Annotated in this window: 22 protein-coding genes; 21 read left to right on the top strand and 1 reads right to left on the bottom strand. The window is 58.3% G+C overall.

The annotated features are described in order from the left end of the window. Nucleotide 1: 1 nt before the first annotated feature. The 5 genes from tgt to ABH912_RS14920 all read left to right on the top strand — a co-directional run bounded on the left by tgt (nucleotide 2) and on the right by ABH912_RS14920 (nucleotide 5,023). Entirely contained in the window at nucleotides 2-1,117 is a 1,116-nt protein-coding gene (tgt, locus tag ABH912_RS14940) for a tRNA guanosine(34) transglycosylase Tgt (protein ID WP_161990833.1), read from the top strand. Between the two features lie 43 nt (nucleotides 1,118-1,160). Then, nucleotides 1,161-1,499, top strand: coding sequence for a preprotein translocase subunit YajC (gene yajC / locus ABH912_RS14935; RefSeq protein WP_111450288.1), 339 nt, complete (start codon nucleotides 1,161-1,163; stop codon nucleotides 1,497-1,499). Between the two features lie 63 nt (nucleotides 1,500-1,562). Next, nucleotides 1,563-3,431 carry a protein translocase subunit SecD gene (secD, locus tag ABH912_RS14930; RefSeq protein WP_033061453.1) on the top strand — a complete coding sequence of 623 codons (1,869 nt, stop codon included), beginning with the start codon at nucleotides 1,563-1,565 and terminating at the stop codon, nucleotides 3,429-3,431. Nucleotides 3,432-3,440: 9 nt separating this feature from the next. After that, nucleotides 3,441-4,355, top strand: a complete 915-nt coding sequence (gene secF / locus ABH912_RS14925; protein WP_033061455.1) for a protein translocase subunit SecF — start codon at nucleotides 3,441-3,443, stop codon at nucleotides 4,353-4,355. Between the two features lie 119 nt (nucleotides 4,356-4,474). Then, on the top strand, nucleotides 4,475-5,023 hold the full coding sequence (locus ABH912_RS14920; RefSeq protein WP_033061457.1) for a glycine zipper 2TM domain-containing protein: 549 nt from the start codon (nucleotides 4,475-4,477) through the stop codon (nucleotides 5,021-5,023). A gap of 252 nt (nucleotides 5,024-5,275) precedes the next feature. On the opposite strand, the gene suhB is transcribed toward ABH912_RS14920, so the two are convergent. Next, nucleotides 5,276-6,091, bottom strand: coding sequence for a type III secretion system regulator SuhB (gene suhB / locus ABH912_RS14915; RefSeq protein ID WP_033061458.1), 816 nt, complete (start codon nucleotides 6,089-6,091; stop codon nucleotides 5,276-5,278). 145 nt (nucleotides 6,092-6,236) lie between these two features. On the opposite strand from suhB, the gene trmJ reads away from it, so the two are divergent. The 16 genes from trmJ (at nucleotide 6,237) to hisS (ending at nucleotide 19,548) form a co-directional block, all read left to right on the top strand. After that, nucleotides 6,237-7,007, top strand: a complete 771-nt coding sequence (gene trmJ, locus ABH912_RS14910; RefSeq protein WP_429511009.1) for a tRNA (cytosine(32)/uridine(32)-2'-O)-methyltransferase TrmJ — start codon at nucleotides 6,237-6,239, stop codon at nucleotides 7,005-7,007. A gap of 2 nt (nucleotides 7,008-7,009) precedes the next feature. Then, a complete protein-coding gene (gene cysE, locus ABH912_RS14905; RefSeq protein ID WP_033061461.1) occupies nucleotides 7,010-7,786 on the top strand; it encodes a serine O-acetyltransferase in 777 nt (258 codons plus the stop codon). 239 nt (nucleotides 7,787-8,025) lie between these two features. Further along, nucleotides 8,026-8,517, top strand: coding sequence for a Fe-S cluster assembly transcriptional regulator IscR (gene iscR / locus ABH912_RS14900; protein ID WP_007903581.1), 492 nt, complete (start codon nucleotides 8,026-8,028; stop codon nucleotides 8,515-8,517). Nucleotides 8,518-8,567: 50 nt separating this feature from the next. Continuing rightward, entirely contained in the window at nucleotides 8,568-9,782 is a 1,215-nt protein-coding gene (locus ABH912_RS14895) for an IscS subfamily cysteine desulfurase (protein WP_033061463.1), read from the top strand. Nucleotides 9,783-9,866: 84 nt separating this feature from the next. Further along, nucleotides 9,867-10,253, top strand: a complete 387-nt coding sequence (gene iscU, locus ABH912_RS14890; protein WP_003443374.1) for a Fe-S cluster assembly scaffold IscU — start codon at nucleotides 9,867-9,869, stop codon at nucleotides 10,251-10,253. 34 nt (nucleotides 10,254-10,287) lie between these two features. Beyond that, a complete protein-coding gene (gene iscA, locus ABH912_RS14885; protein ID WP_007903589.1) occupies nucleotides 10,288-10,611 on the top strand; it encodes an iron-sulfur cluster assembly protein IscA in 324 nt (107 codons plus the stop codon). Nucleotides 10,612-10,619: 8 nt separating this feature from the next. Beyond that, nucleotides 10,620-11,141 (top strand): co-chaperone HscB, encoded by a 522-nt coding sequence (gene hscB / locus ABH912_RS14880; protein ID WP_008070981.1) that lies wholly within the window; start codon nucleotides 10,620-10,622, stop codon nucleotides 11,139-11,141. 51 nt (nucleotides 11,142-11,192) lie between these two features. After that, on the top strand, nucleotides 11,193-13,055 hold the full coding sequence (gene hscA, locus ABH912_RS14875) for a Fe-S protein assembly chaperone HscA (RefSeq protein WP_429511008.1): 1,863 nt from the start codon (nucleotides 11,193-11,195) through the stop codon (nucleotides 13,053-13,055). A gap of 2 nt (nucleotides 13,056-13,057) precedes the next feature. Beyond that, nucleotides 13,058-13,399: an ISC system 2Fe-2S type ferredoxin gene (fdx, locus tag ABH912_RS14870; protein ID WP_033061467.1), complete on the top strand. Its 342-nt coding sequence runs from the start codon at nucleotides 13,058-13,060 to the stop codon at nucleotides 13,397-13,399. A gap of 14 nt (nucleotides 13,400-13,413) precedes the next feature. Further along, nucleotides 13,414-13,614: a Fe-S cluster assembly protein IscX gene (gene iscX / locus ABH912_RS14865; RefSeq protein ID WP_429511007.1), complete on the top strand. Its 201-nt coding sequence runs from the start codon at nucleotides 13,414-13,416 to the stop codon at nucleotides 13,612-13,614. A gap of 92 nt (nucleotides 13,615-13,706) precedes the next feature. Next, complete coding sequence (gene ndk / locus ABH912_RS14860; protein ID WP_007903599.1) at nucleotides 13,707-14,132, top strand: nucleoside-diphosphate kinase; 426 nt, start codon at nucleotides 13,707-13,709, stop codon at nucleotides 14,130-14,132. Between the two features lie 28 nt (nucleotides 14,133-14,160). Then, nucleotides 14,161-15,309 carry a 23S rRNA (adenine(2503)-C(2))-methyltransferase RlmN gene (rlmN, locus tag ABH912_RS14855; RefSeq protein WP_059403385.1) on the top strand — a complete coding sequence of 383 codons (1,149 nt, stop codon included), beginning with the start codon at nucleotides 14,161-14,163 and terminating at the stop codon, nucleotides 15,307-15,309. 12 nt (nucleotides 15,310-15,321) lie between these two features. After that, nucleotides 15,322-16,080, top strand: coding sequence for a type IV pilus biogenesis/stability protein PilW (gene pilW / locus ABH912_RS14850; RefSeq protein ID WP_033061470.1), 759 nt, complete (start codon nucleotides 15,322-15,324; stop codon nucleotides 16,078-16,080). Continuing rightward, nucleotides 16,080-17,108 carry a RodZ domain-containing protein gene (locus ABH912_RS14845; protein WP_429511006.1) on the top strand — a complete coding sequence of 343 codons (1,029 nt, stop codon included), beginning with the start codon at nucleotides 16,080-16,082 and terminating at the stop codon, nucleotides 17,106-17,108. Before pilW ends, ABH912_RS14845 begins: the two co-directional genes overlap by 1 nt. Nucleotides 17,109-17,111: 3 nt before the next feature. Then, a complete protein-coding gene (ispG, locus tag ABH912_RS14840) occupies nucleotides 17,112-18,221 on the top strand; it encodes a flavodoxin-dependent (E)-4-hydroxy-3-methylbut-2-enyl-diphosphate synthase (protein WP_008147751.1) in 1,110 nt (369 codons plus the stop codon). Between the two features lie 37 nt (nucleotides 18,222-18,258). Continuing rightward, nucleotides 18,259-19,548 (top strand): histidine--tRNA ligase, encoded by a 1,290-nt coding sequence (hisS, locus tag ABH912_RS14835; protein WP_033061472.1) that lies wholly within the window; start codon nucleotides 18,259-18,261, stop codon nucleotides 19,546-19,548. The last annotated feature ends 11 nt before the right edge of the window (nucleotides 19,549-19,559 follow it).

Raw genomic sequence — 19,559 nt, 5'->3', positions numbered from 1 at the left:
TATGTCGTTTGAGTTGCTTGCTACTGACGGCAAGGCTCGTCGCGGTCGTTTGACCTTCCCTCGCGGTACCGTCGAGACCCCGGCCTTCATGCCGGTGGGCACGTACGGCACGGTGAAGGGCATGTTGCCGCGGGATATCACCGCCACTGGCGCGGAAATCATTCTGGGTAACACCTTCCACTTGTGGCTGCGTCCTGGCACCGAAGTGATCAAGAAGCACGGCGACCTGCACGATTTCATGCAGTGGAAAGGCCCGATTCTGACTGACTCCGGTGGTTTCCAGGTGTTCAGCCTGGGCGCGATGCGCAAGATCAAGGAGGAGGGCGTGACCTTCGCCTCTCCTGTCGACGGTGCCAAAGTGTTCATGGGCCCGGAAGAGTCGATGCAGGTCCAGCGCGATCTGGGCTCGGACATCGTGATGATTTTCGACGAATGCACCCCATACCCGGCTGACGAAGACGTCGCGCGGGTATCGATGGAGCTGTCGTTGCGTTGGGCCAAGCGTTCGAAAGAAGCCCATGGCGACAACACGGCGGCGCTGTTCGGCATTGTTCAGGGCGGCATGCACCAGGATTTGCGCATGCGCTCCCTGGAAGGCCTCGACAATATCGGCTTCGATGGTCTGGCCATTGGCGGTCTGTCGGTGGGCGAGCCGAAGCACGAGATGATCAAGGTCCTGGATTACCTGCCGGGTCAGATGCCGGCTGACAAACCTCGTTACCTTATGGGCGTTGGCAAACCGGAAGATCTGGTTGAGGGTGTGCGCCGCGGTGTGGACATGTTCGATTGCGTGATGCCAACCCGTAATGCCCGCAATGGGCATCTGTTCATTGATACAGGCGTGCTGAAGATCCGTAACGCGTTCCATCGCCATGATGATTCGCCGCTGGATCCGACCTGCGATTGCTACACCTGCCAGAACTTCTCCCGTGCTTATCTGCACCATCTGGACAAGTGCGGCGAAATGCTGGGTAGCATGTTGAATACCATCCACAATTTGCGCCATTACCAGGTGCTTATGGCTGGTTTGCGCGAGGCTATTCAACAGGGTACATTGGCCGCCTTTGTCGATGCCTTCTACGCCAAACGCGGGTTACCTGTTCCGCCTTTGGACTGAGTTTTCTGACCCCAAGATTCAACATTTGCAACTGGAGTGCTAAATGAGCTTTTTTATCTCTAATGCCATGGCTGACGCTGCTGCACCGGCAGCTGCAGGCCCAATGGGTGGCGGTTTCGAGTGGATTTTCCTGGTCGGTTTCCTGGTCATCTTCTACCTGATGATCTGGCGTCCACAGGCCAAGCGCGCCAAAGAGCAGAAAAACCTGCTGAGCAGCCTGCAGAAAGGCGACGAAGTTGTGACCACCGGTGGTATCGCCGGCAAGATCACTAAAGTGGCAGACGACTTCGTTGTTCTGGAAGTTTCCGACACCATCGAAATGAAGTTCCAGAAAGGCGCCATCGCCGCCACGCTGCCAAAAGGCACGCTAAAAGCGATCTAAGTTTCAACTTCTACTCAATCGACGGGGCGCGCAAGGCGCCCCGCGTCATAAGCGGGCGGCGTGATGCTGAACAAATACCCTCTGTGGAAATACATTCTGATCCTGGCGGTGCTGGCGGTCGGTCTGATTTATTCCGCTCCCAATCTATATCCTGATGACCCGGCCATTCAGGTCAGCGGTGCAAGCACTGCGCTGCAAGTCAATCAGGCTGATCTGGATCGCGTGAGCGCAGCGCTCAAGGAATCCGGGATCAACGTCAAGGCGGCCACCCTGGCAGCAAACGGCAAGGGCGGTCTGATTCGTCTGACCAAGGCTGAAGATCAGCTACCTGCCAAAGACGTCGTGCGCAAGGCATTGGGTGATGACTACGTCGTTGCACTGAACCTGGCACAAACCACCCCGCAATGGCTGCGCAGCCTGGCCGCGCACCCGATGAAGCTGGGTCTGGACTTGTCCGGTGGCGTGCACTTCCTGCTGGAAGTGGACATGGACAAAGCGCTCGATGCGCGCCTGAAAGTCTACGAAGGCGATGTGAAGAGCCTGTTGCGTAAAGAGAAACTGCGCTATCGCAGCCTGCCGCAACTCAACGGTGCCATTCAGCTGGGTTTCAGTGATGAAGCTTCCCGCGAACAGGCCCGCGCGCTGATCCGCAAGAGCTTCAACGATTTCGACATTGTTCCGGCCGACCTTAATGGCCAACCGGTGCTGCGTCTGGCGATGACCCCGGCCAAGCTGGCGGAAATCCGCGAATACTCCATCAAGCAGAACTTGACCACGGTACGTAACCGCGTCAACGAGCTGGGTGTTGCCGAGCCAATCGTTCAGCGTCAGGGCGCTAACCGCATCGTGGTTGAGCTGCCGGGCGTGCAGGACACCGCCGAAGCCAAGCGTATCCTCGGCAAGACGGCCAACCTTGAGTTCCGTCTGGCTGCTGAGCCAGGCGCTTCGAAAGCCACTTCCGAAACCTTCGAGTTCCGTGAAGGCAAGCGTCCGCCAGCACAGATCGAGCGTGGCCTGATCATCACTGGTGACCAGGTAACTGACGCCAAGGCTGGCTTCGGCGAGCATGGCACGCCAGAAGTGAACATCCGTCTGGATGGCCACGGTGGCGAGCTGATGAGTCGTGCGACTCGCAGCAACGTCGGTCGCAGCATGGCGGTGATCTTTATCGAGCAACGTCCGGTTACCACTTACGTCAAGCAAGTGGTTAACGGCGTCGAGAAAGACGTGCCGGTCCAGACGTTCAAGGAAGAGAAAAAGATCATCAGCCTGGCGACCATTCAGTCGCCGCTGGGGGCTCAGTTCCGCATCACTGGCCTGAACGGCCAGGGCGAGTCGTCCGAACTGGCGCTGCTGCTGCGTGCCGGTGGTCTGGCTGCACCGATGTACTTCGCTGAAGAGCGCACCATTGGTCCAAGCCTGGGTGCTGACAACATCGTCAAGGGTATCGATGCTTCGTTGTGGGGCATGCTGTTTGTCTCGCTGTTCATCATGGCCATCTACCGCTTCTTCGGCATCATCGCCACCGTCGCTCTGGCGGTGAACATGGTGCTGTTGCTGGCCCTGATGTCGCTGCTGGGTGCAACGCTGACCCTGCCGGGTATCGCCGGTATCGTGTTGACCATGGGTATGGCTGTCGACGCCAACGTTCTGATCTTCTCGCGGATACGTGAAGAGATCGCGGCGGGCATGACCGTACAACGGGCAATCAACGAAGGCTTCGGCCGGGCATTCACCGCGATTCTCGACGCCAACCTGACAACCTTGTTGGTCGGCGGGATTCTCTTTGCGATGGGCACCGGCCCGGTCAAAGGCTTCGCAGTGACCATGTCCCTCGGGATCTTTACCTCGATGTTCACGGCCATCATGGTGACCCGCGCGATGGTCAACCTGATCTTCGGCGGTCGTGACTTCAAGAAGTTGTGGATTTAAGGGGCTGCCATGTTACGTACAATCAACTTCATGGGCGTTCGCAACTTTGCGTTCGGCGTCACATTGTTCCTTACTGCACTGGCAATATTCAGTGTCTTCCATAAGGGCATGAACTGGGGTCTGGACTTCACCGGCGGTACGCTCATTGAGCTGACCTACGAGCGTCCGGCCGACGTCACCAAAGTGCGTGAGCAACTGGCCACTTCGGGTTATCACGAGGCAATCGTGCAGAGCTTCGGTGCGACTACCGATTTGCTGGTGCGTATGCCGGGTGAAGATCCGCAGCTGGGTCATCAAGTGGCAGAAGCGCTGCTGAAAGTCGGCGGCGACAACCCGGCGACGGTCAAACGCGTCGAATTCGTCGGCCCTCAGGTCGGTGAAGAGCTGCGCGACCAGGGCGGCCTCGGCATGCTGATGGCGCTGGGCGGCATCCTGATCTACCTGGCTTTCCGCTTTCAGTGGAAGTTCGCGGTCGGTGCCATCGTTTCGCTGATCCACGACGTGATCGTGACCATCGGTATCCTGTCGTTCTTCCAGATCACCTTCGACCTGACGGTGCTGGCGGCGGTATTGGCGATCATCGGTTACTCGCTCAACGACACCATCGTGGTATTCGACCGGGTTCGTGAGAACTTCCGTGTGCTGCGCAAGGCCAGCCTGATCGAGAACATCAATATCTCGACTACGCAAACCCTGCTGCGGACCATGGCGACGTCGATCTCCACCTTGCTGGCGATTGCTGCGCTGCTGTTCTTTGGTGGCGACAACCTGTTCGGCTTCTCCATTGCGTTGTTCGTCGGTGTTCTGGCGGGTACCTACTCGTCGATCTACATCGCCAACGTGGTGCTGATCTGGCTGAACCTGAGCACTGAGGATCTGATTCCTACAGTGGCTACCGATAAGGAAGTCGACGACCGCCCATAACGGCATCGTTTTCCAGCTGTCGGTCGAAAAGGCGCGAGTATTGAACTCGCGCCTTTTTTTTTGCTCCAAGGCTAGGAGAAGCGCGGGCTTGTCCCGTATGTGATGGTCAGGAGGTTCATGTGAACAAGTCGTTGCTGGTTGGTGCGGTATTGGGTGCTGTCGGTGTAACTGCCGGTGGTGCTGTTGCCACCTACAAGCTGGTTAAAAGCGGCCCTGAATATGCGCAGGTTTTAGCCGTTGAACCGGTCAAGACACAAATCAAGACGCCACGTGAAGTATGCAAGGACGTTGCAGTAACCCGGCAAGCGCCGGTGAAAGATCAACACCAGATCGCCGGTACCGTGGTCGGTGCGTTGGCGGGTGGTCTGTTGGGTAATCAGATCGGCGGCGGCACCGGCAAGAAGATTGCTACGGTTGCAGGCGCTGTCGGTGGTGGTTATGCCGGCAACAAGGTTCAGGAAGGCATGCAGGAACGCGACACCTACACCACGACTCAGACGCGGTGTAACACCGTGAATGACATCAGTGACAAGGTCGTGGGTTACGACGTCCGTTATTCGCTGGACGGCAAGGAAGGCAAGGTGCGGATGGATCGCGATCCGGGTAACCAGATTCCGGTCGACAAGGAAGGCAAGCTGATCCTGGGGCAGAACGAACAGAATCGCTAAGTACTCGGGTTCAAGAGTAAAAAAAGAAGCACCCTGCGGGGTGCTTTTTTTGTGCTCACGATTTAAGCGACACGGCAAAACCCCTGTAGGAGTGAGCCTGCTCGCGATAACAATCTATCATTCGAAATAGGTGGTGACTGATACATCGCTATCGCGAGCAGGCTCACTCCTACATTGGGTCTGTGGTGTGGCAGGGGCAAATTCCAGGCATAAAAAAAGCACCCCGGAGGGTGCTTTTTTGTGGCTGCTCGCTTAGCGCTTCAGCGAGGCCGGCAGGTGCGGCTGGATGGCCGTCAGTACTGCTTTGAAGCATTTGGTGTTACCGGCAACAACGTGGCCTTTCTCAAGGAAGTCGTGACCGCCGGTGAAGTCGCTCACCAGGCCGCCTGCTTCCTGAATCAGCAGGGCGCCTGCAGCCATGTCCCACTCGGACAGGCCCGACTCCCAGAATGCGTCGAAACGGCCGGCCGCTACGTAAGCCAGGTCCAGGCTCGCCGAGCCAGCGCGGCGGATGCCGGCAGTCTGGCCAACCAGGGCGCGGAACATGCCCAGGTAGTTGTCGAGGTTGTCCATCTGGTCATCGCGGAACGGGAAGCCGGTACCCAGCAGGGCGCCGTCCAGGCTGGTGCGGCCGCTGACGCGCAGACGACGACCGTTCAGTTGGGCGCCGCGACCACGGCTGGCGGTGAATTCTTCCTGGCGAACCGGGTCCAGAACAACAGCGTGTTCCAGGCGACCGCGGTATTTGCAGGCGATGCTGACAGCGAAGTGAGGAATGCCGCGCAGGAAGTTGGTGGTGCCGTCCAGTGGGTCGATGATCCACAGGTAGTCTTCGCCTTCGCCGCTGCCCGGGTGCATGCCGGTTTCTTCGCCGAGAATGCCGTGGGTAGGGTAGGCCTTGCGCAGCGCGTCGATGATTTTCTGTTCGGCGGCGCGATCCACCTCGGATACGTAATCCTTGGCGTCTTTTTCGTCGACCTTGATGGTATCCAGGCGCTCGATGGAGCGGAAGATCAATTCACTGGCGCTGCGGGCGGCGCGCAGCGCGATATTCAGCATGGGCTGCATGGATGTGTCACCTAAGGTTGTTAAAGAAAGCCGGGCATTCTATCAGAACTTTTCTACAGGTGAAGGTCAGTGTTCGCTTTCATAGCTTAACGGTAGGATGAACTGTAAGATTCGGCTCCCAAATTTGTGTTCGAGAACGCCTCCCGTGCTGCATAACATTCGTGTCGTCCTGGTCAATACCAGCCATCCCGGGAATATCGGCGGGGCTGCGCGTGCCATGAAGAACATGGGCCTGTCGCGGCTGGTGCTGGTCGAACCGCGGCTGTTCCCGCATCACGAAGCCGATGCTCGTGCTTCCGGTGCCGGTGACATCCTTGAAAACGCGCAAATCGTCGCCACCTTGGAAGATGCCTTGGTCGGCTGCAATCTGGTGCTCGGCACCAGCGCCCGTGACCGTCGCATTCCCTGGCCGTTGCTCGATCCCCGCGAATGCGGAACGAAAGTGGTCGAGGAAGCTGCGTCGGGAGCCGAGATTGCCTTGGTCTTTGGTCGTGAAGATTCTGGCCTGACCAATGAAGAGCTGCAGCGATGTCATTATCACGTGCACATCCCATCAGACCCTGAGTTCAGCTCGCTGAACCTTGGGGCGGCGGTGCAGGTGTTGAGTTATGAAGTGCGTATGTCCTGGCTCGCGGCCCAAGGCCAGCCGAGCAAGATCGAGAAGGATGAAGTGGCGTCCACCAAAAGTGGTGAGCTGGCGACCATGGATGAGCTGGAGCGATTCTATGAGCACCTGGAGCAAACCCTGGTGGCCATTGAATTCCTCGATCCGGAAAAACCACGGCACTTGATGGCGCGCCTGCGCCGGTTGTACGGACGCAGCTCGGTCAGCCGGGCGGAAATGAATATATTGCGTGGCATCCTCACGGAAACCCAGAAAGCGGCCCGTGGTGAGCTTCTTAAGCGGAAGGATTAAAAATGTTCGAGCGTTTGCGTGAAGATATCCAGAGTGTTTTCCATCGTGATCCGGCAGCGCGCAACGCCTTTGAAGTTCTGACGTGCTACCCGGGCATGCACGCCATCTGGATCCACCGCTTGTCGTCGGCCCTGTGGGGCATGGGCTGGAAGTGGCTGGCGCGACTGGTGTCGAACTTCGGTCGCTGGTTGACCGGGATCGAGATTCATCCGGGCGCCAAGGTCGGCCGTCGCTTCTTTATTGACCATGGCATGGGCATTGTCATCGGTGAAACCGCTGAGATCGGCAATGACGTTACCCTTTATCAGGGCGTGACCCTGGGTGGTACTAGCTGGAACAAGGGCAAGCGTCACCCGACGCTTGAAGATGGCGTTGTAGTGGGGGCGGGCGCCAAGGTGCTTGGCCCGTTTACGGTCGGCGCCGGGGCCAAGGTCGGTTCCAACGCTGTGGTTACCAAGGCTGTGCCGGCCGGGGCGACAGTGGTCGGTATACCGGGGCGAATCATCGTCAAATCCGATGAAGAGCAGGACGCCAAGCGCAAGGCCATGGCCGAGAAGATCGGATTCGATGCCTACGGTGTTGGCGAAGACATGCCGGACCCGGTGGCGCGTGCCATCAATCAGTTGCTCGATCATTTGCAGGCGGTTGATGGCCGTCTGGAAGGGATGTGCGGGGCGCTGAAGGACTTGGGCAGCAATTACTGTGCGAAAGATCTGCCTGAGTTGCGCGAAGAAGACTTCGCCTGTGTAAAGGACAAGGATCAGAGCCAGGCCAGCTAAATCGAGTCGACTTCAATCGCGAGCAGGCTCACTCCTACATTTGAAATGCGTTTCCCTGTAGGAGTGAGCCTGCTCGCGAAGAACGATAACGCGCATTTGCTGGCTGTAACCGGCCAGCCTTTGCTATGATGCGCCCGCTCTTTTGCGGGTATTCCTGACTAAAGCACTAGGTCTTATAGTTGACTTAAATACTCGGGAATTGCATACTCGCCCCATTCCGAACTCCGTGGTAATTGTCCATGCGACTGACTACAAAAGGCCGATACGCCGTGACTGCCATGCTTGACCTGGCGTTACACGCGCAGCACGGGCCGGTGTCCCTGGCCGATATCTCCGAGCGCCAAGGCATCTCCCTGTCCTACCTCGAGCAGCTCTTCGCCAAATTGCGCCGCAGCAATCTGGTGTCCAGCGTCCGTGGTCCAGGCGGCGGCTATCAGCTGTCGCGCGACATGCAGGGTATCCAGGTCGCTCAGGTGATCGATGCGGTGAACGAATCGGTCGATGCCACCAAATGCCAGGGCCAAGGTGATTGCCATCAAGGCGACACCTGTCTGACCCACCACTTGTGGTGCGATCTGAGCCTGCAGATTCACGAATTTCTCAGCGGTATCAGCTTGGCTGACCTTGTCACTCGCCGTGAGGTACAAGAAGTAGCCCAGCGTCAGGATCAGCGCCGTTGCAACAGCAAAGCGCCGCGCCTGGACAAGATTGAAGCGTCCGCCGTCGAATGACAGCCAAAGAGCTAGCGGCACGCCAGCCAGCCTGATTTAGGAGATAGTCCATGAAATTGCCGATTTACCTTGATTACTCTGCGACCACCCCGGTTGATCCGCGTGTAGCGCAAAAAATGAGTGAATGCCTGCTGGTTGACGGAAACTTCGGTAACCCGGCGTCCCGTTCCCACGTGTTCGGCTGGAAAGCTGAAGAGTCCGTCGAAAACGCTCGTCGTCAGGTCGCAGACCTGGTCAACGCCGATCCGCGTGAAATCGTCTGGACCTCCGGTGCCACCGAGTCCGACAACCTGGCAATCAAGGGTGCGGCGCATTTCTATGCCACCAAAGGCAAACACCTGATTACCACCAAGATTGAGCACAAGGCTGTCCTCGACACCATGCGCCAACTGGAGCGTGAAGGCTTCGAAGTTACCTACATCGAGCCTCGCACTGATGGTCTGGTCACTCCAGAGATGATCGAAGCTGCCCTGCGCGACGACACCATCCTGGTTTCGGTCATGCACGTGAACAACGAAATCGGCACCATCAACGACATCGCAGCCATCGGCGAACTGACCCGTTCCAAGGGCATCCTGTTCCACGTTGACGCTGCTCAGTCCACCGGCAAGGTTGATATCGACCTGTCGAAGCTGAAAGTCGACATGATGTCGTTCTCTGCCCACAAAACCTACGGCCCTAAAGGCATCGGCGCACTGTACGTGAGCCGCAAGCCGCGTGTTCGCATCGAAGCGACCATGCACGGCGGCGGTCACGAACGTGGCATGCGTTCCGGCACCCTGGCGACCCACCAGATCGTCGGCATGGGCGAAGCCTTCCGCGTAGCCAAGGAAGACATGGCTGCCGAGAACATCCGCATCAAGGCCTTGAGCGATCGCTTCTTCAAACAGGTCGAAGGCCTGGAAGAGCTGTACGTCAACGGCAGCATGACCGCCCGCGTTCCGCACAACCTGAACCTGAGCTTCAACTACGTTGAAGGCGAGTCGCTGATCATGGCGCTCAAGGATCTGGCGGTTTCGTCCGGTTCGGCCTGCACCTCGGCTTCCCTTGAGCCTTCGTACGTACTGCGCGCCCTGGGCCGCAACGACGAACTGGCACACAGCTCGATTCGCTTCACCTTCGGCCGTTTCACCACCGAAGAAGAAATCGACTACGCCGCGCAGAAAGTCTGCGAGGCCGTTACCAAGCTGCGCACTCTGTCGCCGCTGTGGGACATGTACAAAGACGGTGTCGACATTTCGAAAATCGAGTGGGCGGCACACTGATTTCAAGTCGCCGCAAACCGGCCCAGTAAGACGCAGGTCTTCAGGGCTCAAGAGCGACTCTCTGATGAGTGAGGATTAAGAATCATGGCTTACAGCGAAAAGGTCATCGACCACTACGAGAACCCGCGCAACGTCGGCAAGATGGACGCGGAAGACCCTGATGTCGGCACCGGCATGGTCGGCGCTCCGGCGTGCGGCGACGTGATGCGTCTGCAGATCAAGGTCAACGAGCAAGGCATCATCGAAGACGCCAAGTTCAAGACCTACGGTTGCGGTTCGGCTATCGCCTCCAGCTCCCTGGCGACCGAGTGGATGAAAGGCAAGACTCTGGATGAAGCAGAGACCATCAAAAACACTCAGCTGGCCGAAGAACTGGCTCTGCCGCCAGTAAAAATTCACTGCTCCGTACTTGCTGAAGACGCTATCAAAGCGGCCGTTCGCGACTACAAGCAGAAGAAAGGCTTGATCTGACTTTCAAGATTTGGCGACGAGTAAGGAGTCACCGATGGCTATCAGCATGACAGAAGCGGCTGCTCAACACGTGCGACGCTCCCTCAACGGGCGCGGCAAAGGTGAAGGGATTCGTCTGGGTGTTCGCACCACAGGCTGTTCCGGCCTTGCCTACGTGCTGGAGTTTGTCGACGAGGTGGTTGCAGAGGATCAGGTGTTCGAAAGTCACGGCGAGAAAGTGATCATCGACCCGAAAAGCCTGGCCTACCTGGACGGCACCGAACTCGATTTCGTCAAGGAAGGGTTGAACGAAGGCTTCAAGTTCAACAATCCCAACGTGCGCGGTGAATGTGGCTGCGGCGAAAGCTTCAACATCTGAGGCTGCGCGTGGGTACTCCTTGTCATTTCGCTTTATTTGAGCTGAAACCGAGCTTCCGTCTGGATCTCGATCAGTTGGCCACGCGCTACCGTGAGTTGGCGCGCGGTGTTCATCCGGACCGCTTTGCAGACGCTTCCGAGCGCGAGCAGCGGCTGGCGCTAGAGCAATCCGCGAGCCTCAACGAGGCCTACCAGACGCTCAAAAGTCCCCCGAAGCGCGCGCGTTACTTGCTCGCCATGGGTGGTCGCGAGCTGCCGCTGGAGGTCACGGTGCATGATCCGGAGTTTCTTCTGCAGCAGATGGAGCTGCGTGAAGAGCTCGAAGACCTGCAAGACAGCGCCGACCTGGCGGGTGTTGCAGTGTTCAAGCGTCGCCTGAAGACTGCGCAGGATGAACTGAACGAAAGCTTCGCAGCCTGTTGGGATGATGCAGCGCAACGTGAACAGGCCGAACGCCTGATGCGGCGCATGCAGTTCCTCGACAAGCTCACCTACGAAGTGCGCCAGTTAGAAGAGCGCCTCGACGATTAACCCAGTGCCGCTCCGGTCGCACGCCTGATATACAGATAAGTCCTGATAACGATGGCCCTACTGCAGATCGCCGAACCCGGCCAAAGTCCTCAACCGCACCAGCGTCGTCTGGCTGTGGGGATCGACTTGGGTACTACCAATTCGCTGGTCGCTGCGTTGCGCAGTGGTCTTTCCGAACCTCTGGCTGACGCTGACGGGCAGGTCATCCTGCCGTCTGCCGTGCGCTACCACGCGGACCGCGTTGAAGTCGGCGAGTCGGCCAAGCTGGCTGCCGCCACTGATCCTTTGAACACCGTGCTGTCGGTCAAGCGCTTGATGGGTCGTGGTCTGTCCGACGTCAAGCAATTGGGCGACCAACTGCCGTACCGCTTTGTCGGCGGCGAATCGCACATGCCGTTCATCGACACGATCCAGGGCCCGAAAAGCCCGGTCGAAGTCTCTGCCGATATCCTGAAAGTGCTGCGTCAGCGCGCCGAAGCGACGTTGGGTGGCGAACTGGTAGGCGCGGTGATCACCGTTCCGGCCTATTTCGACGATGCTCAGCGTCAAGCCACCAAGGATGCGGCCAAACTGGCCGGTCTTAATGTGCTGCGTCTGCTCAATGAGCCGACCGCCGCCGCTGTGGCTTACGGTCTGGATCAACACGCTGAAGGCCTGGTCGCTATTTATGACCTGGGTGGCGGCACCTTCGATATTTCGATTCTGCGCCTGACCGGCGGTGTGTTTGAGGTTTTGGCTACCGGCGGCGACAGTGCGCTGGGCGGCGATGACTTCGACCACGCAATCGCTGGCTGGATCATCGAGAGCGCCGGTTTGTCCGCCGACCTTGATCCCGGTGCGCAACGCCATCTGCTGCAAACCGCTTGCGCGGCCAAAGAAGCCCTGACCAATGCCTCGACCGTTGAAGTCGCTTATGGCGACTGGAAAGCCGAGCTGACCCGTGAAGCCTTCAATGCGCTGATCGAGCCGATGGTTGCTCGCAGCCTGAAAGCCTGCCGTCGCGCTGTACGTGATTCCGGCGTCGAGCTGGAAGAAGTGCACGCAGTGGTCATGGTCGGCGGTTCGACTCGTGTGCCTCGCGTCCGCGAAGCTGTCGCAGAAGCCTTCGGTCGCGAGCCGCTGACCGAAATCGATCCGGATCAAGTGGTGGCCATTGGTGCCGCGATCCAGGCCGATACCCTGGCTGGCAACAAGCGTGATGGCGATGAGTTGTTGTTGCTTGACGTGATTCCGTTGTCCCTGGGGCTGGAAACCATGGGCGGCCTGATGGAGAAGGTGATCCCACGCAACACCACCATCCCTGTCGCCCGCGCCCAGGACTTCACGACTTATAAAGATGGCCAGTCGGCCATGGCGATCCACGTATTGCAGGGTGAGCGCGAGCTGATCAGCGACTGCCGATCCCTGGCGCGCTTCGAATTGCGCGGCATTCCGGCGATGGTGGCTGGTGCGGCGAAAATTCGCGTGACCTTCCAGGTTGATGCCGACGGTCTGCTCAGTGTTTCTGCCCGCGAGCTGGGCTCGGGCATTGAGGCCAGCATCCAGGTCAAGCCGTCCTACGGTCTGACGGATGGCGAAATCGCCAAAATGCTCAAGGACTCGTTCCAGCACGCCAACGACGACAAAGTCGCTCGAGTGTTGCGTGAACAGCAGGTCGATGCCCAGCGCCTGATCGAAGCGGTGCAGGGTGCCCTCGATGTTGATGGCGAGCGTTTGCTCGACGCCGAAGAGCGCATGGTCATCGAATTGCAGATGCAGGAACTGACCGAATTGATGAAAGGCACCGATGGTTACGCCATCGAGCAGCAGACCAAACGTCTGTCGCAAGTGACCGACGCCTTTGCTGCCCGCCGCCTGGACTCGACGGTGAAAGCCGCGCTGGCGGGGCGCAACCTGAATGAGATTGAGGAATAACGATGCCACAGGTCATTTTTCTGCCACACGAGAAGTTCTGCCCGGAAGGTATGGTTGTGGAGGCTGAGCCTGGCACATCCATTCTCGAGCTGGCCCACGAACACCATATCGAGATGGAAAGCGCCTGTGGTGGCGTCTGCGCCTGCACCACCTGTCATTGCATCATTCGTGAAGGCTTTGACTCGCTGGAAGAAGCGGATGAGCTGGAAGAAGATTTTCTGGATCGTGCCTGGGGTCTGGAGGCGCAATCGCGTCTAGGCTGTCAGGCGATCGTCGGGAATGAAGACCTGACTGTCGAAATTCCGAAATACTCGGTCAACCATGCGGCTGAAGCGCCGCACTGATTCAAGGAACTGAAATGAGTCTGAAGTGGGTTGATGTGCTGGAAATCGCGATCCAGCTGGCTGAATCCAAGCCAGATGTGGACCCGCGTTTCGTGAACTTCGTCGATCTGCACCAATGGGTGCTGGCATTGCCGGAGTTCAGTGATGATCCGACCCGCGGTGGCGAGAAGGTGCTTGAAGCCATTCAGGCCGCCTGGATCGAAGAAGCAGACTGAGTCTGCGCCGTACGCAGTTAGGCAATACCAAAGAACCCGCGTATAATTCGCGGGTTTAATTTTTCGCAAATTACCGTTTCTGGAGTTACACCATGGCTGTTCAACGTACTTTCTCCATCATCAAGCCTGACGCTGTTGCAAAAAACGTTATCGGCGAGATCACCACTCGTTTCGAAAAAGCTGGCCTGCGCGTTGTAGCTTCGAAACTGAAGCAACTGTCCAAAGCTGAAGCTGAAGGCTTCTACGCTGAGCACAGCGCTCGTGGTTTCTTCAACGACCTGGTTGCTTTCATGATCTCCGGTCCGGTTGTCGTTCAGGTTCTGGAAGGCGAAAACGCTATCGCTCTGAACCGTGAGCTGATGGGCGCTACCAACCCTAAAGAAGCTGCTGCCGGTACCATCCGCGCTGACTTCGCTGATTCGATCGACGCCAACGCTGTACACGGTTCGGACTCCGAAGCCGCTGCTGCTCGCGAAATCTCGTACTTCTTCGCAGCTACTGAAGTAACCACTCGCTAAGCATTGGCTTAAGAGTGAAGGTGAATCCATGACTACATCGACTGTAAAAACCAACCTGCTGGGTCTGACTCAGCTGGAAATGGAAAAATTCTTCGACTCAATCGGGGAGAAGCGTTTCCGTGCCGGTCAGGTAATGAAATGGATTCACCACCTTGGCGTCGATGATTTCGACGCCATGACGAACGTCAGCAAGGCCTTGCGCGACAAGCTCAAGGCTATTGCCGAGGTTCGTGGTCCTGAAGTGGTCAGCGAGGACATCTCCACCGACGGCACCCGTAAGTGGGTGGTGCGCGTGGCGTCCGGCAGCTGCGTCGAGACCGTGTACATTCCCCAGGGCAAACGCGGCACTTTGTGCGTTTCGTCCCAGGCAGGCTGTGCCCTGGATTGCAGTTTCTGCTCCACCGGCAAGCAAGGATTCAACAGCAACCTCACGGCCGCCGAAGTCATCGGCCAGGTGTGGATTGCCAATAAATCGTTCGGCAGCATCCCGGCGACCGCCGACCGTGCCATCACCAACGTGGTGATGATGGGCATGGGTGAGCCGCTGCTGAACTTCGACAACGTCGTGGCCGCCATGCACCTGATGATGGATGACCTGGGCTACGGGATCTCCAAGCGCCGCGTAACCCTGTCTACCTCGGGTGTGGTGCCGATGATCGATGAGCTGTCCAAGCACATCGACGTCTCCCTGGCGTTGTCCCTGCACGCACCGAACGACGCATTGCGTAACCAATTGGTGCCGATCAACAAGAAGTATCCGCTTAAGATGCTGCTCGAGTCGTGCCAGCGCTACATGTCGTCCCTGGGCGAGAAGCGCGTCCTGACCATTGAGTACACGTTGCTCAAGGACATCAACGACAAGGTCGAACACGCGGTCGAAATGATCGAGTTGCTCAAGAACATCCCGTGCAAGATCAACCTGATTCCGTTCAACCCGTTCCCGCATTCCGGATACGAGCGCCCGAGCAACAACGCGATTCGTCGTTTCCAGGATCAGCTTCACCATGCCGGCTTCAATGTCACCGTACGCACCACCCGCGGTGAAGACATCGATGCCGCGTGTGGCCAATTGGTAGGGCAGGTGCTGGATCGCACCCGTCGCAGCGAGCGTTATATCGCCGTGCGTGAGTTAAGCGCCGAAAACGATATCGCACAGAACGCTGCGAACAATAATTAAGAGAGGATCTCTATGTCCCTGCGCTTAGCGCTGCTTTTGCTGTTGGCCAGCCTGTGTGCTGGTTGTGTCCTGTCGGGCGATTTCAACCCGATGAAGACCAGCAAGGGCCGCGATGAGGCGCGCGTTGCCTATGTGCAGCTGGGCTTGGGGTACTTGCAGCAGGGCATGACCGAACGGGCGAAAGTACCGTTGAAGAAAGCGCTGGATCTGGATGACTCGGATCCGGATGCCAACGCTGCGCTGGGCCTGGTATTCCAGGCCGAGATGGAACCGGAGCTGGCGGATCAGCATTTTCGCAAGGCGTTGTCTTCCCGCCCCAACGATGCGCGAATCCTGAACAACTACGGCAGTTTTCTTTACGAAGAGAAACGCTACAAAGAAGCTTACGAGCGCTTTGAACAGGCCGCCGCCGATACCTTGTATCCTGAGCGTTCGCGGGTGTTCGAGAACCTCGGAATGACCGCTTCGAAGCTGGGGCAGCGTGATCTGGCCCAGCAGCAGCTGGAAAAAGCCCTGCGTTTGAATCGCCAACAGCCACGTGCATTGCTGGAAATGGCTGAGTTGTCCTTCGAAGACAGGCATTATGTGCCCGCGCGTGACTATTACGATCGTTTTAGCCTGCTCACCGAGCAAAATGCACGTAGTCTATTGCTCGGCGTTCGGCTGGCAAAAGTGTTTGAAGATCGCGACAAGGCCGCCAGTTTTGGCCTGCAACTAAAACGACTCTATCCCGGTACGCCGGAATATCAGCAATACCTGTCGGAGCAATGATGAAAGCGGCGCATCCCGAAGTTGTAGCAGCGAATCGCGTTAATCCCGGTGAGACTTTGCGCCAGGCTCGCGAAAGCAATGGCTGGTCGCTGGCCGAAGTGGCCCTCAAGCTCAACCTCACCGTCAATTCCCTGAGCAATCTGGAAGCCGGCGCTTTCGACAAGCTGCCTGGGCATACCTTTGCTCGCGGTTATATTCGCGCCTACGCGAAATTGCTCGGCATGGATCAAGCCGTACTGGTCCAACAGTTCGACCAATCCACCGGCACCGACTCCCAGGGCAGCAACGTTCATAGCCTGGGACGTATCGAAGAACCGGTTCGGGTTTCCCACACCATTTTGCGAATTGTCAGCCTGCTGTTGCTGATCGCGGTGATTGGTGGTGGTTTTGTCTGGTGGCAGGATCAAACCTCATTGCGCACCAAAGACCTGACCAGCCTGAGCCCGGAACACGTTGAAGTCGAAGGCGCTGACGGCACCACCCAGATCCATCCGCTGGACGAGCCGGAAGACCAGGCTGTCGCGGAAGGACAGACTGAAGGCACAACCGCTCTTGCGTTGCCGCAAGCCGAGAATTCGAGTGAAGCACCGGCCGAAGCTGAAGCGACTACGCCTGCTGCACCGGTAGCACCAGCGCCAACGCCTGTTGCACCTGCCCACAGCACCGCTCCGGTTGTCGCGACTCCGGCCGCGCCAGCCGCGACGGCTCCGGTTGTATCAACCCCGCCGGCGAGCGCTTCGGTGACTCCGACCATCCCCGCTCCAGCAGCGGCGGCTCCGGTTGCCGGCCAAGGCCAGGTTCAACTGCAATTCACTTCCGATTGCTGGACGCAAGTGACCGATGGCACTGGCAAGGTGTTGTTGAGCGGTCTCAAGCGCAAAGGCGAAAACGTTTCCGTGAGCGGCAAGCCACCGTTTACCGTGCGTCTGGGCTTCGCCCGTGGCGCGCAGGTCAGCTACAACGGCAAGGTGGTTGATGTCGCTCCGTTCACCAGTGGCGAGACTGCTCGCCTGAAGTTGGGTCAATAAGTCATGCACGGCGAATCTCCAATCAAACGTCGCGAATCCCGCAAGATCTGGGTCGGTAACGTGCCCGTTGGCGGCGATGCGCCTATCGCTGTGCAGAGCATGACCAACAGCGACACCAATGACGTAGCCGCCACCGTGGCCCAGATCAATCGTCTGGAAGCGGCTGGCGTCGATATCGTGCGAATTTCCGTGCCCGACATGGATGCCGCCGAAGCCTTCGGCAAGATCAAGAAACTGGTCAAAGTCCCTTTGGTTGCCGACATCCACTTCGACTACAAGATCGCTCTGCGTGTAGCCGAACTGGGTGTTGACTGCCTGCGCATCAACCCGGGCAACATCGGTCGCGAAGACCGCGTGCGTGCGGTAGTCGATGCCGCCCGTGATCGCGGGATTCCGATCCGCATCGGCGTGAACGCCGGTTCCCTGGAAAAAGACCTGCAAAAGAAATACGGCGAGCCGACCCCGGCTGCACTGGTTGAGTCTGCCCTGCGTCACGTCGAGCACCTTGAGCGTCTGAACTTCCAGGACTTCAAGGTCAGCGTGAAAGCCTCCGACGTGTTCATGGCCGTCGCTGCTTACCGCTTGCTGGCCAAGGAAATCGTCCAGCCGCTGCACCTGGGCATCACCGAAGCCGGTGGTTTGCGTTCAGGCACGGTGAAATCCGCCGTGGGCCTCGGTATGCTGCTCGCCGAAGGGATTGGCGATACTATTCGCATCTCGTTGGCGGCCGACCCGGTCGAGGAAGTGAAAGTCGGCTACGACATTCTCAAGTCCCTGCATCTGCGTTCCCGTGGCATCAACTTCATCGCCTGCCCGAGCTGCTCGCGGCAGAATTTTGATGTGGTCAAGACCATGAACGAGCTGGAAGGGCGCCTCGAAGACCTGCTGGTGCCGCTGGATGTCGCGGTCATCGGTTGCGTGGTCAACGGGCCGGGTGAAGCCAAGGAAGCCCATATCGGCTTGACCGGCGGCACACCCAACCTGATTTACATCGACGGCAAACCGTCGCAGAAACTGACGAATGACAATCTGGTGGATGAGCTTGAACGCTTGATCCGCCAGAAAGCGGCCGAAAAGGTCGAAGCTGACGCAGCGGTTATCGCGCGCGGCTGAGCCCGACTGAAGAGCCGAACGAATTTAAGGATTTATAGTGAGCAAGTCTCTGCAAGCCATACGTGGCATGAACGACATCCTGCCCGAGCAGACTCCCCTGTGGCGTCATTTCGAAGGCACCGTCTCGCGTTTGCTGGATAACTACGGTTACAAGCAGATCCGCATGCCGATCGTCGAGTTCACCGAGCTGTTCAAGCGTTCCATCGGTGAAGTAACCGACATCGTCGAAAAAGAGATGTACACCTTCGACGACCGCAACGGCGACTCCCTGACCCTGCGCCCCGAGGGTACAGCGGCCTGTGTGCGTGCAGTGCTCGAGCACGGCATCACCGGCGGTGGCCAGGTGCAGAAACTCTGGTACATCGGCCCGATGTTCCGCCACGAACGTCCGCAGAAAGGCCGTTATCGCCAGTTCCACCAGATCGGTTGCGAAGTCTTCAACCTCGACGGTCCGGACATCGACGCCGAGCTGATCGTGCTGACCTGGCGCCTGTGGGGCGAGCTGGGCATCCGTGATGCGGTCAAGCTCGAACTCAACAGCCTGGGCACTGCCGAGTCCCGCGGTCGTTATCGCGAAGCGTTGGTCGAGTTCCTCTCGGCCCACCTGGACAAGCTGGACGAAGACAGCCAGCGCCGCCTGAAGACCAACCCTTTGCGGGTTCTGGATACCAAGAACGCTGACACTCAAGCCGTGTTGGTCGACGCGCCGAAAATGGCCGACTACCTCGACGAAGAATCCCGCGTGCACTTCGAGGGCCTCAAGGCTCGCCTGGACGCCGCCGGCATTCCTTACGTGATCAACCCGAAGCTGGTTCGCGGGCTGGATTACTACAGCAAGACCGTTTTCGAATGGGTCACCGACAAGCTGGGCGCCCAGGGCACCGTGTGTGCCGGTGGTCGTTACGACGGTCTGGTTGAGCAGATGGGCGGCAAGCCGACCCCTGGCGTTGGTTTCGCCATGGGCATCGAGCGCCTGGTGCTGTTGCTTGAAACCCTGGAGCAGATCCCGGAAGAGATTTCCCGTCAGGTCGACGTTTACCTCTGCGCCTTCGGTGAAGCCGCCGAGCTGGCCGGTCTGGCCCTGAGTGAACGTGTTCGTGATCAATTGCCCAACCTGCGCCTGCAAGTGAATGCCGGCGCCGGCAGCTTCAAAAGCCAATTCAAGAAAGCCGACAAGAGCGGTGCGTTGTACGCGCTGATCCTCGGTGACGACGAAATGGCCCAGCAAGTGGTAGGTTTCAAACCCCTGCGTGGCCAGGGCGAACAACAAAGCATTGCCTGGGATGCGCTTGCTGCACACCTGGCCACCTGCGTCGTGCAGGGTTGAAGCTGTCAAAC

The sequence above is a fragment of the Pseudomonas sp. BT76 TE3572 genome (assembly GCF_050435365.1).
GTDB classification, from domain to species: Bacteria; Pseudomonadota; Gammaproteobacteria; order Pseudomonadales; family Pseudomonadaceae; genus Aquipseudomonas; species Aquipseudomonas fluorescens_W.
The sequence above is the reverse complement of the archived record's forward strand: the minus strand, read 5'-3'. Positions and strand labels throughout refer to the sequence as shown.

Bases quoted from the DNA above. Each gene is read 5' to 3' on its own strand.
- rlmN (WP_059403385.1), top strand. From the start codon at position 14,161: ATGACTACATCGACTGTAAAAACCAACCTGCTGGGTCTGACTCAGCTG.
- ABH912_RS14845 (WP_429511006.1), top strand. From the start codon at position 16,080: ATGAAAGCGGCGCATCCCGAAGTTGTAGCAGCGAATCGCGTTAATCCC.
- tgt (WP_161990833.1), top strand. From the start codon at position 2: ATGTCGTTTGAGTTGCTTGCTACTGACGGCAAGGCTCGTCGCGGTCGT.
- iscA (WP_007903589.1), top strand. From the start codon at position 10,288: ATGGCTATCAGCATGACAGAAGCGGCTGCTCAACACGTGCGACGCTCC.
- iscU (WP_003443374.1), top strand. From the start codon at position 9,867: ATGGCTTACAGCGAAAAGGTCATCGACCACTACGAGAACCCGCGCAAC.
- yajC (WP_111450288.1), top strand. From the start codon at position 1,161: ATGAGCTTTTTTATCTCTAATGCCATGGCTGACGCTGCTGCACCGGCA.
- secD (WP_033061453.1), top strand. From the start codon at position 1,563: ATGCTGAACAAATACCCTCTGTGGAAATACATTCTGATCCTGGCGGTG.
- iscR (WP_007903581.1), top strand. From the start codon at position 8,026: ATGCGACTGACTACAAAAGGCCGATACGCCGTGACTGCCATGCTTGAC.
- fdx (WP_033061467.1), top strand. From the start codon at position 13,058: ATGCCACAGGTCATTTTTCTGCCACACGAGAAGTTCTGCCCGGAAGGT.
- cysE (WP_033061461.1), top strand. From the start codon at position 7,010: ATGTTCGAGCGTTTGCGTGAAGATATCCAGAGTGTTTTCCATCGTGAT.
- hscA (WP_429511008.1), top strand. From the start codon at position 11,193: ATGGCCCTACTGCAGATCGCCGAACCCGGCCAAAGTCCTCAACCGCAC.
- iscX (WP_429511007.1), top strand. From the start codon at position 13,414: ATGAGTCTGAAGTGGGTTGATGTGCTGGAAATCGCGATCCAGCTGGCT.
- secF (WP_033061455.1), top strand. From the start codon at position 3,441: ATGTTACGTACAATCAACTTCATGGGCGTTCGCAACTTTGCGTTCGGC.
- ispG (WP_008147751.1), top strand. From the start codon at position 17,112: ATGCACGGCGAATCTCCAATCAAACGTCGCGAATCCCGCAAGATCTGG.
- ndk (WP_007903599.1), top strand. From the start codon at position 13,707: ATGGCTGTTCAACGTACTTTCTCCATCATCAAGCCTGACGCTGTTGCA.
- pilW (WP_033061470.1), top strand. From the start codon at position 15,322: ATGTCCCTGCGCTTAGCGCTGCTTTTGCTGTTGGCCAGCCTGTGTGCT.
- suhB (WP_033061458.1), bottom strand. From the start codon at position 6,091: ATGCAGCCCATGCTGAATATCGCGCTGCGCGCCGCCCGCAGCGCCAGT.
- ABH912_RS14895 (WP_033061463.1), top strand. From the start codon at position 8,568: ATGAAATTGCCGATTTACCTTGATTACTCTGCGACCACCCCGGTTGAT.